The 15,281-nt window shown below is 49.3% G+C and carries 11 protein-coding genes; 9 read left to right on the top strand and 2 right to left on the bottom strand.

Features of this window, described 5'->3' with window-relative positions; all coding sequences use genetic code 11:
- The first annotated feature begins 56 nt into the window (after positions 1 to 56).
- From GA003_04310 to GA003_04270, 9 genes are all read left to right on the top strand, one after another.
- Complete coding sequence (locus tag GA003_04310; GenBank protein ID QXD29205.1) at positions 57 to 2,795, top strand: DUF1592 domain-containing protein; 2,739 nt, start codon at positions 57 to 59, stop codon at positions 2,793 to 2,795.
- The gene (locus GA003_04305; GenBank protein QXD29204.1) at positions 2,788 to 4,092 is read left to right on the top strand and encodes a DUF1552 domain-containing protein; all 1,305 of its coding nucleotides are present in this window, start codon (positions 2,788 to 2,790) and stop codon (positions 4,090 to 4,092) included. The genes GA003_04310 and GA003_04305 overlap by 8 nt, the downstream gene beginning before the upstream one ends.
- Positions 4,093 to 4,688: 596 nt before the next feature.
- The gene (locus GA003_04300) at positions 4,689 to 5,387 is read left to right on the top strand and encodes a DUF2167 domain-containing protein (protein ID QXD30337.1); all 699 of its coding nucleotides are present in this window, start codon (positions 4,689 to 4,691) and stop codon (positions 5,385 to 5,387) included.
- A 26-nt stretch (positions 5,388 to 5,413) separates the two neighbouring features.
- Positions 5,414 to 6,478, top strand: coding sequence for a hypothetical protein (locus GA003_04295; protein QXD29203.1), 1,065 nt, complete (start codon positions 5,414 to 5,416; stop codon positions 6,476 to 6,478).
- Positions 6,414 to 8,093: an arylsulfatase gene (locus GA003_04290; protein QXD29202.1), complete on the top strand. Its 1,680-nt coding sequence runs from the start codon at positions 6,414 to 6,416 to the stop codon at positions 8,091 to 8,093. The genes GA003_04295 and GA003_04290 overlap by 65 nt, the downstream gene beginning before the upstream one ends.
- 32 nt (positions 8,094 to 8,125) lie before the next feature.
- Positions 8,126 to 9,595: a family 10 glycosylhydrolase gene (locus GA003_04285; GenBank protein ID QXD29201.1), complete on the top strand. Its 1,470-nt coding sequence runs from the start codon at positions 8,126 to 8,128 to the stop codon at positions 9,593 to 9,595.
- Between the two features lie 45 nt (positions 9,596 to 9,640).
- Positions 9,641 to 10,444: a sugar phosphate isomerase/epimerase gene (locus GA003_04280; protein ID QXD29200.1), complete on the top strand. Its 804-nt coding sequence runs from the start codon at positions 9,641 to 9,643 to the stop codon at positions 10,442 to 10,444.
- A gap of 83 nt (positions 10,445 to 10,527) precedes the next feature.
- Positions 10,528 to 10,908 (top strand): hypothetical protein, encoded by a 381-nt coding sequence (locus GA003_04275; GenBank protein ID QXD29199.1) that lies wholly within the window; start codon positions 10,528 to 10,530, stop codon positions 10,906 to 10,908.
- A 50-nt stretch (positions 10,909 to 10,958) separates the two neighbouring features.
- Entirely contained in the window at positions 10,959 to 11,924 is a 966-nt protein-coding gene (locus tag GA003_04270) for a hypothetical protein (protein ID QXD29198.1), read from the top strand.
- Here the strand turns inward: GA003_04270 and GA003_04265 are convergent.
- The gene (locus GA003_04265) at positions 11,907 to 14,024 is read right to left on the bottom strand and encodes a ferritin-like domain-containing protein (GenBank protein QXD29197.1); all 2,118 of its coding nucleotides are present in this window, start codon (positions 14,022 to 14,024) and stop codon (positions 11,907 to 11,909) included. The genes GA003_04270 and GA003_04265 overlap by 18 nt on opposite strands.
- Before the next feature lie 6 nt (positions 14,025 to 14,030).
- Positions 14,031 to 15,272 (bottom strand): FAD-dependent oxidoreductase, encoded by a 1,242-nt coding sequence (locus tag GA003_04260; GenBank protein ID QXD29196.1) that lies wholly within the window; start codon positions 15,270 to 15,272, stop codon positions 14,031 to 14,033.
- Positions 15,273 to 15,281 lie beyond the last annotated feature (9 nt).

The following is a 15,281-nucleotide window of genomic DNA, read 5'->3' as shown; positions in this document are numbered from 1 at the left end:
TGTCACTTCCTTCGATCCCTCTAGCCTTCATCCGTCTTTCCTACCCTATTGTTATTATGCCAAAAGGCCTACCCCAGTTATTTAGATTGTTACTGACGCTATTTGGTTGCAGTGCCCCTTTATGGCTAACCCCAAGCCTCTCAGCCAAAACTGACCTAGCTTCCCTGAGCTACGAAAACGATATTCGTCCTATACTGGAAGAGTACTGCTACCGCTGTCACGGAGAGGAGAAACAAAAGGGTGACATCCAACTTTCCAGTTTTCACGACAAGCGGACTTTAATGAAAGAGCACAGGCTGTGGCAGGATGTGATCCATGTCGTCCGTGAAGAAGAAATGCCAGATGAGGAACCCCTGCCCTCGCCTGAAGAACGCCGCATGCTCGTCGAATGGTTGGAGCAAACGCTGAACGAAATCGACTGGAGCAAAATCAAAAATCCAGGCCACGTGACCATGCCCCGCCTGACCAAGGTGGAGTACAATAACACGATGCGCGATTTACTTGGTTTCGATTTTAATCCGGGCAACGTATTTAATCAGGATGGAGAGGGACAAAGCGGATTCACCAACGACCGCGACAATTTGTTTATTACACCTGTGCAAATGGAGAGGTACTTTGAGGCTGCGGAACGCTCGTTGGACGCGTTGCTATCCTTTGAAAAAGATCCGATCAATTACTACTATGAGTCGGAAGACATGTTCATGACTGAGACGCGGGAAACACCGAAAGTCATCGGGGACAATTTCAAAGGCTATGTCATCAATCGTGGACAAATGACGCTCTATGAATCCATGGATTTCCCCCATGATGGATTCTACAAATTTACCATTTGGGCGTTAAGCACGGAAGGTCCCACCGGTACGCGTTTGAGAATTAACGACGAAATCAAGGGCGACATCGAAATCTACAAGACCGAGCCGGACACTTACTCGATTACCGCATTTGTTCCCAAGGGCAGTCATCAAGTTGCCTGGAACATTCAGAAGCCAGCCGTTTTATATAAACCGAAATCAGAGCCAATAACGAATTACAAACAGCTCCCTACCAATGCAGGCAAACTTGTCCAAATCGGCATCAACGAAAACACACCTCTGTACCCACATTCTGACGACAACTCAAATAGCATCAGAAATTCCATCCGGCGCTTGAACGAACATGCCAAGTCTATGCAGCAGCGTTATGAGCAGCTTCGGCTACTCGGCACCCAGGGCGATCCGAATGAAATCATCAATTACAAGGACAATATCTTCCAACGGCTTGAACTGGTCAAAGATGCATCGGATGAATTGGCACGTAAGCTCAATCTTTCTATCGAGGACTTTAATGCCCAATACCGGAGTTTCAACGAAGAGAAGTTTGCTGGCAATGAGGGTATACTCGCTGCCATTGCGGATATCAAACCCGTGGAGGCAACCCCCCAACTACGCGCACAGAGTGTGGGTATTGACTGGGTAAAAGTACATGGACCGGTCCTACCTGAAGATGCAGGTGGAAAATCCGTGGTTTTTATTGCGGAACCGGGAAAAGGAACGTCAGAAACAAAAGCCGCCACCAAAATCATTGAACGCTTCACCGAACGCGCTTTCAGAAGAAAAGTATCTCGACGGGAAGTAGCCAAGTATGTGGACCTATTTAAGCTGGCTTCCAAAAACGGCGACCCTTTCAAAGAATCGGTTAAGCTGGCGCTGACAGGTGTGCTGGTTTCACCCCATTTTCTCTATCGTCCCGAACTGGCACCGTCGAACAAGGAAAAGGAGTATCAGCTTAACGACTACCAGTTGGCCTCTCGTCTTTCTTACTTTCTCTGGATGACTATGCCCGATGAAGAACTCTTCGAGCTAGCCAAGAAGAAACGGCTTCATCAACCCAGGATTCTAAAACAACAGGTCGACCGCATGTTGAAGGATCCACGGGCAGCCCGTTCCATGGAAACCTTCCTTGGTCAATGGCTGGGCTATGAATCACTTGGTATCAACGTGGTTCCGGATCCTCGTTCCTTCAAAGACTTCACTCCCCCTCTCATGGAAGCCATGAAGGCGGAAACCTCGATGATGTTTCAATCCCTGGTTCACGATGGAGGGAGCTTACTCCAGCTACTCGATTCGGAGGAGACTTACCTCAACGATGCACTCGCTATGCACTACGGCATCAAAGGCGTAGAGGGCAGTGACATGCGACTGGTAAAACTCGAAGACCGCAACCGCGGCGGACTGCTCGGGATGGGAAGCATTCTGACTGCTACTTCCAACCCAGTCCGCACGAATCCGGTCAGCCGCGGAAAGTGGGTACTCGAAACGCTCTTGGGCAATCGAATTCCGGAGCCGCCAGCGGACGCAGGTATCCTTCCAGAGAACGCGGGACAGAAAAAAGGCCAGACCTTGCGAGAAGAATTTGAAGAACATCGCCGCAATCCCAGCTGTGTCGATTGCCATGAGAAGATCGATCCCATTGGGTTTGGATTAGAGAACTTTGACGCTATCGGTCGTTTCCGTACCATGGAAAACGGAGTGTCGATCGACAGCTCCGGAATCATGCCGGACGGCCATGAATTCAGCGGTGCAGTGGAGTTAAAGGACTACCTACTCGCGAAAGAACAAGCTCCATTCATTCGCAACGTTGTCGAGCGCATGCTAGCTTACGGCCTCGGTAGAGACCTGAAACACTACGACGAAGCTGCCATTTTAAAAATTATTGCCGCCCTGGAAAAAGACAACTACAGTGCACGCACTTTAATATCAGAAGTCGCATTGAGCTACCCCTTCCAATTTCAACACCCCAATCCCGAAGATGAGTAAAAGTTGGCACATATCCCGCAGAAGTTTTCTCAAAGGCGTAGGCGCAAGCCTGGCCCTTCCCTACCTCGACATCATGGGGAGCACTTCGGCCAAAGCGGTCGCAACTCCACCGACTCGACTGGCCTGTATCTTTCAACCCAATGGTGTTTTTCCAGAAGCCTGGGACGTCACAGGGGTAGGCAAACAATTCGAGCTCTCCCCCATCCTAAAGCCCCTGCAAAATCTTAAGCGCGAGCTGACGGTTCTTTCAAACCTGGACAATACCGGAAAAGGTCACGTGCAGATGACCGGGGCATTCCTAACCGGAAAAACCATCGAAGGTGACAAGAACGCCGTCTCTCTCGACCAGATGGTCGCCCAAGCGATCGGCAAGGAAACCCCCTTCCCATCGGTCATATTAGGAACCGAACCCCCTCGCCAAGGTAATGCAGGCCGCAATCCCATTTCTTTTGCCAATACCGTTTCCTGGAGCTCTGAAACCACCCGGGTCTCTCCCGAAATAAATCCACGCGTGGCATTCGATCGAATGTTCCGTGACAACTCTGGACCGGAAGCTCAGCGCAAGGCGGCCTACCGCAAAAGTGTGGTAGACCTCGTCCTCGATGACGCCAAGAGCCTGCAGCGCAAAGCCAGTTACCAGGACAAGCACAAGATCGGTGAATACCTGGACAGCGTGCGCTCGGTCGAAGTGCAAATTGAAAATACTTTAAACCCACAAGAGCGTACCTGGAATCCCATTACGAAACCGGAGTATTTGCGCCCAGAGGCTGGAATCCCTCAGGATCGCGCCAGGCATTTAAGATTGATGATGGACCTGATGGTTCTCTCATTCTGGACGGACACCACACGGGTCGGAACCTTGATGACCGCCCACGGGTTTAGTCGCCAGAACTTCTCGTTCCTCGATGGAGTGACCTCCGATCACCATGGCATGTCCCACCACAAGTTCCAAGACCAGGCCGTTGACGAATACACTCGGGTCAGTCGCTGGTATGTGCAAAATTTGGCTTACATGCTTGAACGCATGAGCAATATCGACGAAGGCAATGGCAGCCTGCTGGACAACTCGACCATTCTATACGGATCGAGCATGAAGGACGGGAACGGACACAAGAAAGAGAACCTGCCGATTGTTGTGGTAGGTCGTGGAGGAGGAGCATTACAGCCTAAAGGACACGTCATCTGCGACGAGCATACCCCGCTGGCGAACCTGCACCTGACAATACTCCAAAAGTTCGGTGTTGAAAAAGACCATTTTAACAACGCCAGCACAGGAACGATCTCCCAATTGGGCTAGGTTTAGGACTTTGCCCAGAGCAGTCTCCTATTTGAAGGGTGGATAAGGTAAGGCGCTAACTTAAGCAATATTTGGCAAATCTAAAGTCGGCTTCCATTTGAGGGGGGTCAATCCTTGAATCGGTTGACTTCGCAAGCTTCGTCAAGATTGCAAGGAATGACCCCGTCGACGGTCTTGATACGATAATTCATCGATAACATGGCTTAAGTTAGTGCCATTGAGATCAGGCTCTATCCGATTATCATGGAGGCGCTGGAGTGATTTTTTCGTAAATCTCCATAAGACTGCGATGTTCCAAGGTTGCCCCAAACAGCAAATACTTCCAGGTTCCCTTCAAACCATTCAAGGCCATCTTATCCTATTCCTACGACCCTCAAACTCATTTCCACTCTGTAATCAGTTTCGATTACATAGGTAATAACCTCATCCTAATATAAGCTATGAAATCCCTCCACTCATATCTCATCATCGTAAGCCTGTTTACCACGACTGCCCTTCACGCCCAAGAGGCAGAAGCCGAACAAGAGCTCTCACCCTTCGAAATTGAGCTGCAAAACATGGACTGACAAACCGAAGGCACGGGCCAGCTAGACGACATTGCCACCATCGAAGTCCCCGCAGGATACAGTTTTATTCAAGCCAAGGATACGCGCCGCTTGATGGATATGTTTGGCAACATACCCACCAACATTGAAAACGGTCTTATTTGCCCATCCGACCTCAGCTGGTTTGTCGTCTTTGAATTCACAGACGATGGCTATGTAAACGACGATGAAAAGGATTCCCTCGATGCGGATGCTATCCTGAAGGATCTCAAAGCCGGGAACGCCGCCGGTAATGAACGACGTAAAGAAATGGGACTGGAGACACTCACCCTTCTAGGATGGGCCGTACCACCCAACTACAATCCACAAACCAACAACTTGGAATGGGCGACGAAATTGCAAGGAGAAGACGGTGGAGTCACCATTAACTTTTTCACTAAGTTACTGGGCCGTTACGGCATCATGAATGCGACCCTGGTCTGTAATCCGGATGCCCTGGATGCGATCCTTCCAGATTACCAGAACCTTTTGACCACCTACGAATACAATTCAGGTAACCGTTACTCCGAATTCAAAGAAGGTGACAAAATCGCAAAATACGGTCTGACAGGGCTCATCGCTGGCGGCGCTTTATTTGCAGCGGCCAAAACGGGCCTACTCGGAAAATTCCTGAAACCCATCCTAATTGGGTTGGCAGTCGTGGGAGCTGGGATTGCAAAATTCTTCAAGAAAGTAACAGGAAAAGCCTGAGTTAGTCAGAGCGACGACTTACCCTAATGAGTGACGGCCAGACATTCATACTCGTTCTCGCCGCCTTTTACTTATGGGAAAGCATCTATTGGGTACTCCCGCAGAGTGCAGGATGGATTCGTTGCCTCAAATACTGGAAACAGTCTAAAGCTCACGATCTTCTATATGGCCGCCAGAAGGCTATTCTCTTTAATCCTTGGCCAAGCATATGGTTTCCCCAATGCCTCGCAGCGGAACTCCCCTTTCATCTCACCAAAGATCGGTTGATCCTACCGGAGGGGCGCTACTTGGATTGGCAAGATGCAGAGCTACGACAGGAAGCTTCTGCCCTGTATTTGAGAAATGACTACAAGCTCAAGCTACCAAACGGCAAGTATGCAGCACATTTATTAGAACTCCTCCAAGAGCTAAAGGATGCCACCCTTACCCAACGGGAAAGGAGCATTGAGTTGTTTTATAAAACTCATCTTAGCCCAACGCGCGCTGCTCGTTTGGTCCACCGCGCCAAAGCGATTACCCAATGGCTGCGCTTTAACGGATTCATTCTCACATTGATATTTTTAGGGGCGATTCCACTCAGCTATATTTTGAGAAAAGAAACCGTCTTCCCATACGTGTTGTTCAGCGCTTTTGTCTTTGTCATATATCAATTATTCATAGCATTCTTCACCACCAAACGCTTGGACCCAAAGAGTAAAAAACAACGTTGGGTCGTAGCCCTGAGCTCATTGTTTCCGTGGCAGGCCATGCATGCCGGACAACAACTGATGAGCCAATCGCTGCCCCTTCAACATCCACTCGCTGTCTCGGCTGCATTGGATAATCGGAAGTCCCTCAAGCTGCAACTATCCATTTACCTCAGGCATCTAACATTCTCAATGAATGCTCCACCGCCCGAAACATTTCAAAGCGCTCTTGATCACTTCATTGCACAACAAGGATTCTCTAAGAAAGATCTGATCGCTCCCCCAAAGCAAGCAGACCAATCGACAGCGAGTTATTGCCCCTGCTGCCACGCGCAGTACCGTGAAAATTTCTCTAGCTGCTCAGATTGTCACGGCGTGGAGCTGGAACCATTTGAGAAACGCTAAAAACTTCTGTGCTTCATTATTTAATGCCTGGATTGATACGCTTGCACCCGGGGCCAACCTCATCGACAATGAGGCCATGATCCTAAGACATAGCCTACTCTTTCTCTACCTTCTGGTTGCCTCCTCCCTATTCTCAGCGGAAAAAGAATCGCCCAATGTGGTTCTGATACTCGCCGATGATCTGGGATACAACGATGTGGGAGCGTTCGGCGCAGAACTGATAGCTACGCCTCATATTGATCGCCTCGCCAAGGAAGGCATGAAGTTTACCAGGGCCTACACGCCCTCCTCCGTTTGTTCACCCACTCGCTACAGTATGCTGACGGGTCGCTATTACTGGCGAAGTGAGCAGCATCCTCCGACCAAGGTGATCCAGGATGGCCAGGGGTTGGCCATTGAGTTGGATCGCGAAACGCTGGGCACACTCTTTAAGAAAAAAGGCTACAAGACTGGCGTAATTGGTAAGTGGCACCTCGGATTCGGTGAGTTTAAGAATTTTGACCAATACTACGATTGGACAGCCGATAAAAAAATTGGTCCTGGCCCCCTCGAAGTTGGATTCGATTACTACTTTGGTATGGCAGCTAACGTGGCCAACCAGCCAAAGTTCTTCATTGAGAATCACGACTTCTATGATCGTAAGCCAGGAGACAAGGTGACCTCAGAAAAAGCAGTGATTCCTCCCGGTGCCCAATTCATGGTGACCAAACAAACCATCAGTGCCTGGGATCCCGCAGTCTATTGGAGCAATGAAAGCGTTGCCCAGACGATCACAGACAAAGCCGTAGAATTCATCCATCGAAACACAGGAGCCGACAAAGAGCCCTTCTTCCTTTATTACGCTCACAACATTCCCCACGGACCGGTTACCCCGGCAAAGAAATATCAAGGCACAAGCGACTGCGGCCTCTACGGGGATTTTGTCCAGGAATTGGATGCACAAGTGGGTGAAGTCCTTGCAGCAGTGGACAAAGCGCGTAAACACCGCGATACGCTGGTGATCTTCACCAGTGACAATGGAGGAGTCGCCGTTCAGTCAGAGTCGGACGAGCCTGCATTAGGACCTGCCGGAGATGCCCGAGACATGGGACATCTTCAGTGTGGTCACATGCGTGGAGGAAAGTGGAGCATCTACGAAGGGGGCTTTCGCGTTCCCTTTATTGTTCATTGGCCTGGTCAGATACAAAGTGGCCAAAGTAGCGATAAGCTCATTTCTCTCCTCGATATTTTTGCCAGTATGAGCGATTTGCTGGACGTGGATTACGGACACAATCAGGGCGAAGATAGTTTTAGCTTCTGGCCCCAAGTAATTGAAGATCCCACCGCACCTGCAGCTAGAGATCACGTCATTGTCCAATCTCCCCTGGGCGTACGTGCCATCGTCAGAGATGGCTGGAAGTATATTCGACCCTGGACAGCACCCGACTCCATACCTGAAGACAAGCTAGACTTTCTCGCTAGAGAAATCGCCAATCCACAAAGCCACAAACAACTCTACCATCTTGACCGAGACTTCGACGAATCTATCAACCTATTGGATGATTATCCGAGCATCGCAATACAACTTCGAGAAGAGCTAGTCCGGGCGGAGAAATCTGGTCGAACGACTCCTTAAGCAATCCCCATTTCTTTACCCACGTTGCTACATTGAAACAAGCTGCCACCTTACTCTTCCTCGGCACCCTCCTTTGTTCCTGCTCTAAAAAAGAAGCCATTCAGGTCCACGTCGAACCCGAGCTCCTGATCGTTGAAGCGGAGACCGAGATTCGCGCAGTCTGGGTCTCAGTTCTAGGAGAAGGATTGAAGTTGAGAACTGAGATTGAGGACCTCGTAGCAGCGGTAAGACAAGCGAATCTCAATACGATAGTGGCTCAGGTTCAACAGGAAGGAGCCACGATGTTTCCATCAACCTTCCAACCTCGTCATGCTTCCATCGCCAAGCAATCAGGCTTTGATCCTCTCGCTACCCTATTGGAGGTCGCTCGCGACACGAGTGGAGGCGGTAAAGCATTAAAGGTCCACGCATGGTTCAACGTATTTAGATTGGGAGAACAAAAAGCTTATCTAGAATCCTCCCCTCCACCGATCGCAAAAACACATCCAGAGTGGTACACACGAGACCATGCTGGAAAAGTCCAGCACGAGCTCGATCCCGGTGTTCCGGCCGTCCAAGATCACCTCATTGATGTCATTGAGGAATGCATTCAAAATTACGATGTAGATGGCATCAACCTGGACTACATTCGCTACTTCGGGGAGAACCGTGGGTACAATCCATGGGCGATGAAACGATTCTATCAACAAACCAGCATCGAAGGTCGCCCGGAAATCAAGGATCCAGCATGGAGCCAATTTAAGCGCGACCAGGTCAGCAACTTTGTCAGACGTTGTGCGATCACTGTCTGGACGGTTCGCCCCCAAGCCACATTCAGCGTAAATGCTGTTGGATGGGGAGCCGCACCCCGTAAGGATTTTTCCGATACGCAACCTTATTTTGAAGCCATGCAAGACTGGAACACATGGGTTAAAGCAGGCTGGGTGGATTCGGTATTACAAATGAGCTACAAGCGGGAATGGGAGCCCGATCAAAAACAACAGTATCGCAATTGGGCGGACTTTACGGAAAAACTCGTATCTCGGACCGAGGGCAGAATAGTCACCATGGGCATCGGCGGTTATTTCAATCCTCTAGAAGATGCGCTTAACCAATACCGCGAAGCTCAAGATCGAAACCTGGGCACAAGTCTGTTTGCTTATGATCGTCCCACTAAAGAAGCCGCTGAGGGCAAAGGTGACAAACAGGGTCCCGAGTCAAAAATCTGGGATCAGCTGAGAACAGAGATTTACCCGGAACCTATTCCAGCACCGACTCCGGAATGGCGTGAACACCTTTCTATGATTGCTGGTTACCTGTTGGATGACACCGGGGCTCCAATGGACCACATAGAAGTTTCTTTGGAGAACACGGGCTATTCGGCATACACCGACGGAGCTGGTTTTGTAGCTTTCTCAGGACTTCCTCCCGGGACCTATCGTATCAGTTGCCCGGACCATGCCATCGGAGGCTCGGAGATCGATGCCAAAGCTGGCGAAGTCACTTGGATTGCCCAAGAGTAATTTTCTAAGACGATTATCATGAATCTCTCTTGCTGTATATGGACCATGAACTTAGGGAAACGAGGCCTTATGCGCTTCATTCGAAAGCATCGGAATCGGGTCATCTCCGAAACAAGTATGATCAGGTCTATGGCGGAGCTAGGCTTCCGTCATATCGACATTCAGCCAAACATGCAGCATTCGGAGGAAGCGCAATCTATCCTCAAACACCATCAGTTAAAATTAGCCTGCATGTCCTTGTCATTCTTTGGCCCCAAAGATTGCACTCTGCACTCGAACGAACCCAAGGCTGTGGAAGCGTTATTGAGCTACTTTAAGAAAGGCATCGACCATAGCGCACAAGTTGGAATTGATCGTGCCTACGTCGTTCCCGGCAAAGCAAAAATCAAGATGCCCATCAAAGAAATCGCTTTGCACTACGCAGAGTTGGCAACCTATGGAGCGGAGAAAAATGTCAAGATTGGTATTGAACACTTTCCCGATACGGACTTCCCAAGTATCGAGGCAACTTTGGACTTCATCCGAGAAGTTGACCATCCCAACTTATACCTACTTTTCGATTTGGGTCATGCCCAAATCAGTAAGGAGGATCCCACCCAATGGTTGCCCGAAGCAGGAGACCGCTTGCTTTATGTTCACCTGGATGACAATGATGGCATAGGAGACTTACACTTGCCACTCACCAAAGGCATTCAAACGCGAGCTGAGCTGGAGGATCTATTCTCTGTTCTAAACACCATGAACTATTCTGGTCCTGTAAGCCTGGAATTACACCCGATGCTACCCAACCCATTTCATGCACTACGCCAGAGCAAACACTTGCTTGAATCCATTCAGGCGTTTGAATGAATCCATTGGGATTTCAAAAGCACTTTTCAATTAACTTCATCTTTGCCTTTCCCAGCTTCATAAAATCATTTCCGCCCCACTCAATGATTCCTGAACAAAAATCTCTAATCAGTTTTTCTCTTTATGGCACAGATCCAATGTATTCTGACGGAGCTATCCATTGCGCAGAATCAATGGCTGATTTCTATCCCGGCTGGACGGCACGATTCTATGTTTCCTCAAGCATCGACAATTCAATTCTTGAGAAACTAAAAGAAAATGGCGCAGAAGTAATCACCGTTAATCATTCAGGGGAAAATCTAGAAGGTATGTTTTGGAGATTTTCACCCATCAGCGATTCGCAGTACCAGTACGTCATTATTCGCGATACCGATAGTCATTTCACGGAGCGTGAAGTTGCAGCAGTGGACCATTGGATAAAAAGTGGAAAAACGCTCCACGTCAAACGACGAAAGTTATTCTAGAAGCAATCATTGAATAAATCCTTAAACTGGCACCTTCCATTTTCTTACCCATGCGATTCATATTTATCCTGACAGCCTTGGCTCTCACAGCCTGCACTCAACCTACGAAAGAGCCTGCATTGACCCTCGTGGTAGGGCCAGACACCGGTCTGATCAACCCCTTTGGCGTGGCGTTCGATGACAATGGCGCCATGCTCATCGCGGAATATGAAGGCGGTCGTCTCTGGAAGCATGAAGTGGGTAAACCATTGGAGCAATTTGGAGCAGATATTCCATTCAATGGAATGCACAATCTTGTCAGAACCCAGGATGGTCGCATTTATATCTCAGACACGCGCGCCAATTATGTTCGGATGATCGACGAGAAGACGGGAGAGGACACGATAGTCGCTGGCACAGGAGAAGGAGGATACAATGGCGATGGTATTCCCGCAACAGAAGCCCAATTGAATGACCCCATTTCCATCAGCTTAAGTCCCGATGAGAAGCGTCTATTGATAGCCGATATTAGAAATCGCCGTGTGCGTTTTGTCGACCTGGATACGGGTATGATTCATACCATAGCAGGGAACGGAACGACAGCCGTTCCGGAAGAAGGATCACTCGCAGCAGAAAGTCCACTCATAGACCCTCGTGGTATGGCCGAAGATTCCCAAGGCAATCTCTATATTCTTTCGCGAAGAGGTCATGCGCTTAGGGTCGTACGCCCAAACGGCCGAATTTACACGATTGCCGCAACGGGTGAAGCGCACGCCCAAAACGGCCCCGCCATGCAGGCTGGATTTAAAGGTCCGAAGCACCTTTGTATTGATACGGATGATACTGTAATCATCGCCGACGCAGAGAATCACTTAATCCGAAGGTATGATCCTGCCACGCAAATCGTTTCAACGTTACTCGACCATGGCCACGACGGCTCTCCCCTTGCACGTCCTCACGGAGTTTGGGTAACTCCGGATCGCACACTTTATATATGTGATAGCTACAACAACCGCATCTTAAAACTGAGACAATAATTTCTGAATCTCCTCCATGGAGGATCGTATGTGAAACAACGCCAGAAATCGCTGAGCCTGTTTTGGATCAGTCAACACAATCGAAACATCCGACAATCTTCCAGAACGCATATCCTGAGGACTGATCCCATCCCTAACGCCTAAGGTCTTTGCATAGTCTTCCAAGCTCAACCCCAAGGATTTTTTTATCTGCTTCCGTGAAACAATTTGAAAAAGACCAAAGGCTCCAGGCACCACGCGCTGACTCAGTTCATGGGCTACCCGCCCCATGGTGTATCTTGGATTGATTTCCACGACACTCTTCAACCTCAAGCTACCTGATCGAGTACGGTAAGCGAAGGCATCCACCCCAAGTGGTCCTGTGAATCCGATCTCTTTAAACGCCAGCTCCAATCTTGGTGCCAGTTTGCGTTGATACCAGTCATAGATCCTTGGTCGACCCGAGGAACGCTGCATCAAGAAACGAACCGCCTTATCACTCGCATCCTTGCCAAATCCATTGCAAATGATACCCTTGAATTGCCCCCTCGCATTATTCACCAAACGAGTGAAGGCCAACACCTTCAACTCATCCTCATGCATTTCAAATTGTACCGAAAAATCGTAGACGCGCTCCAGCCACGGCTCCACGATCACCTCACCTTGCTCCCGAATTATCGACTCTAACCATTCGCTCATCCGGCTATCCAAAACGTCATCTTTCATCAGGCAGCGATTTCCTCCGGCAGCCGTCCCAAAGGGTGCTTTGCAGACAACGTTCTCATATCCGTTACCCTGCCATTCGCTTCGAAGCCGTTCCACTTCGTCGATCGATGTCGCCAACTTTCCATAAACCTCCTCCGAAGCATTCCAGTCGTCGGCGAAGGCCGACACGTCAAATACACGACCCCACTCTATGCTCCAACGTTTAGAAAAAAGATGCCTTCGATTTTTATTCCATATCGTATCCAATTTATAAGGACGCGTTAATGAGCCAAAAGCATCCTCAAAGAAACGCACACTGTCTGGCGTCCATGCCCATGGACGCAAGGCACCGATTTTCCGGTCGAGCTTTAGCGAGGCCTTCCCGCTCGCCACAAGAATTTCGGGCAGCTGAATGCCGGCTTGTTGAAGTTGACTCAGAAACTCAGCACCCAGTCGTTTCTGCAGTACCAGCATATCATCCTTCCGCGAAAGATAGGCAGGAAGAAACTCGAGGTCTTTTTGAACCAGGGATGATTCACTTGGGTAATCAGCCGCTGAGTTTCGTGCGGCAAAGTGCTCCGCATCTGGATTGAACCAGAATACAGAAGGAGTGCGTCCTCGCGATTGCTGAAAGAGCTGCAATTGATCAATAAATGCACTTTCCAAGCCAGCCTCAAGGCGCCCTTCCCGATTGAACTGATTTCCTTTCGCCCGCGACGGTGAAAGTGGAAATGCCAAGCGTTCTCGAAAGGCTTCCCAGTCCGATTTACCTGATGTTTTCCATCTGCGAAACCATTTGAGCCCAAATCCAACATGACCAATCTCATCGCGATAGATTTTGTCCAGGATGGCAGCGGTGGATGCATCTCCAGCCGCTTGGAACTGATACGCATAATCACGAGAGTAATCGAGGTTGGCTTGTTCAAAGGTCAGTGATAGCCGTGTCACATAGTCCAAGGGATCTTCCATTGATGATACACTCTTCCAAAAATAGTCACTCAATGGAAGCTCTCCGAATTCCACGCCACACTGCTTCATGCGATGGATGTAGAGTTTGGTATGTATCTGCTCCTCTTTAAGTGTCTCTAGAATACCTTGGCGAAAACTAGCCGGTGCATCCGGAAACTTTAAAAGGACCAACGCCATCAACTCGGTCGCCAGGAGCTCGTGATTGCAGAAAAAATGGAGTAATCGTCCCCGCTCCTTTTCATCGATTAACTTGGATCCCCGAGGAGCGGCCACGCGCTGATCTTCAGCACGCAGTATCAATTCTTTAGGTCGTGACAATTGTCCTGGCGTCTTGATGGCAGATCCTGGCTGGGTATCGATCATTTCTTCCCGCGGAAAATTTAATTTATCCTCCAAGGTGGTAGCGAACAATACTTGCTCAGCAAACGCGCGTAGTTGAAGTGCCATGCCTTCTTAATTTTGGGACAATTGTTCAGCCACCAATGCGCCAACCCTTCGACCGGATTGCATGGCACCTTCCGTTGAACTGGAGAAACAGTAGTCTCCGCAAAGCCAGACTCCATTTTCAAGATAAGGCATAGCACCTCCATAGGTATTGTCCCCCGGCGACTGTCTGGGAAGGGATTGCGGAATCATGTAGCTCCTGATCTCAGACCAATCATCGACGACGGAACCAAACCAGCTCTTCAGCTCAATCTGCACCACCCTTGGTTCAACGGTCGAATAGGTCGAAACACAGATAAGCGACTTACCTTCTGGCGCATAACCTGGACTGACATCACTTGGAACGGCGATGTTGTTGATACACCCTTTTCCCATGCCGTTCAGAGCAATCATTGGAGACGATAAAGGACTCTCATCAGCTGAAAAGTAATAACACTGGCTAGCATTCCAACCGCGGTCCACCACCAACCCTCCCGTAAGTTGAGAAGCCGCGCTGATATCAGTTGCCAGCACGACCGCACGAGCATTTACAGACGATCCACTTTCCATGTGCGCGACATCTGATGTGATACGCACAACCGGTGCATCAAAACGCACGGTGTTTGGATGTAAACGCTTGAGAAGCTGATTAGGAATCGCCTGCATGCCTCCAGTTGGTAAGGCAGCATAGCCCTTGCCAAACATTTTAAAAACAAATTCAAACATCGAATTCGCCGTATTAAGATCCTTCTCCAGAAAGATGCCTGAATAAAATGGTCTAAAAAAGGTCTCAATAAAGGAGTTGGTGAATCCTAAGGACTCGAGATAAGCCATCGTAGTGGATTCATCACCTCGGTAAAGCTCTTCAATGGACGTTCTGGACAAACGATTCCTCAAGCACGCCACCTTCCACTTATCCTTGAACGTTCCAACAGGGCTCAAAGCTGCCTGCAAAGCCTGTGCAGGGCGTCGCCAGGGATCAATCACCTTGGCAAGTTTGGAACCCGTCCAAATCCAGGCACCGGGCTCGAATATACCTAAATTCAAGCGCTCATAGTCCAACACACGAGCGCATTCCGGGTAGGCCGTTAGGATAACTTGGAATCCTCGATCTAGTTGAAAACCATCGATGGTATCCGTGCGAATGCGTCCGCCCACCTCATCACCAGCCTCCAATACCATTACCTTGAAACCACAGTCTTGCAGCTCCATCGCACAGCGCAATCCGGCTATGCCCGCACCAACAATACATACATCGGCTTCATAATTCATTTTTGGAAC

The organism is Opitutia bacterium ISCC 52 (genome assembly GCA_014529675.2).
GTDB lineage: Bacteria > Verrucomicrobiota > Verrucomicrobiia > Opitutales > UBA2995 > UBA2995.
This window is presented reverse-complemented; position numbering and strand designations above follow the sequence as displayed.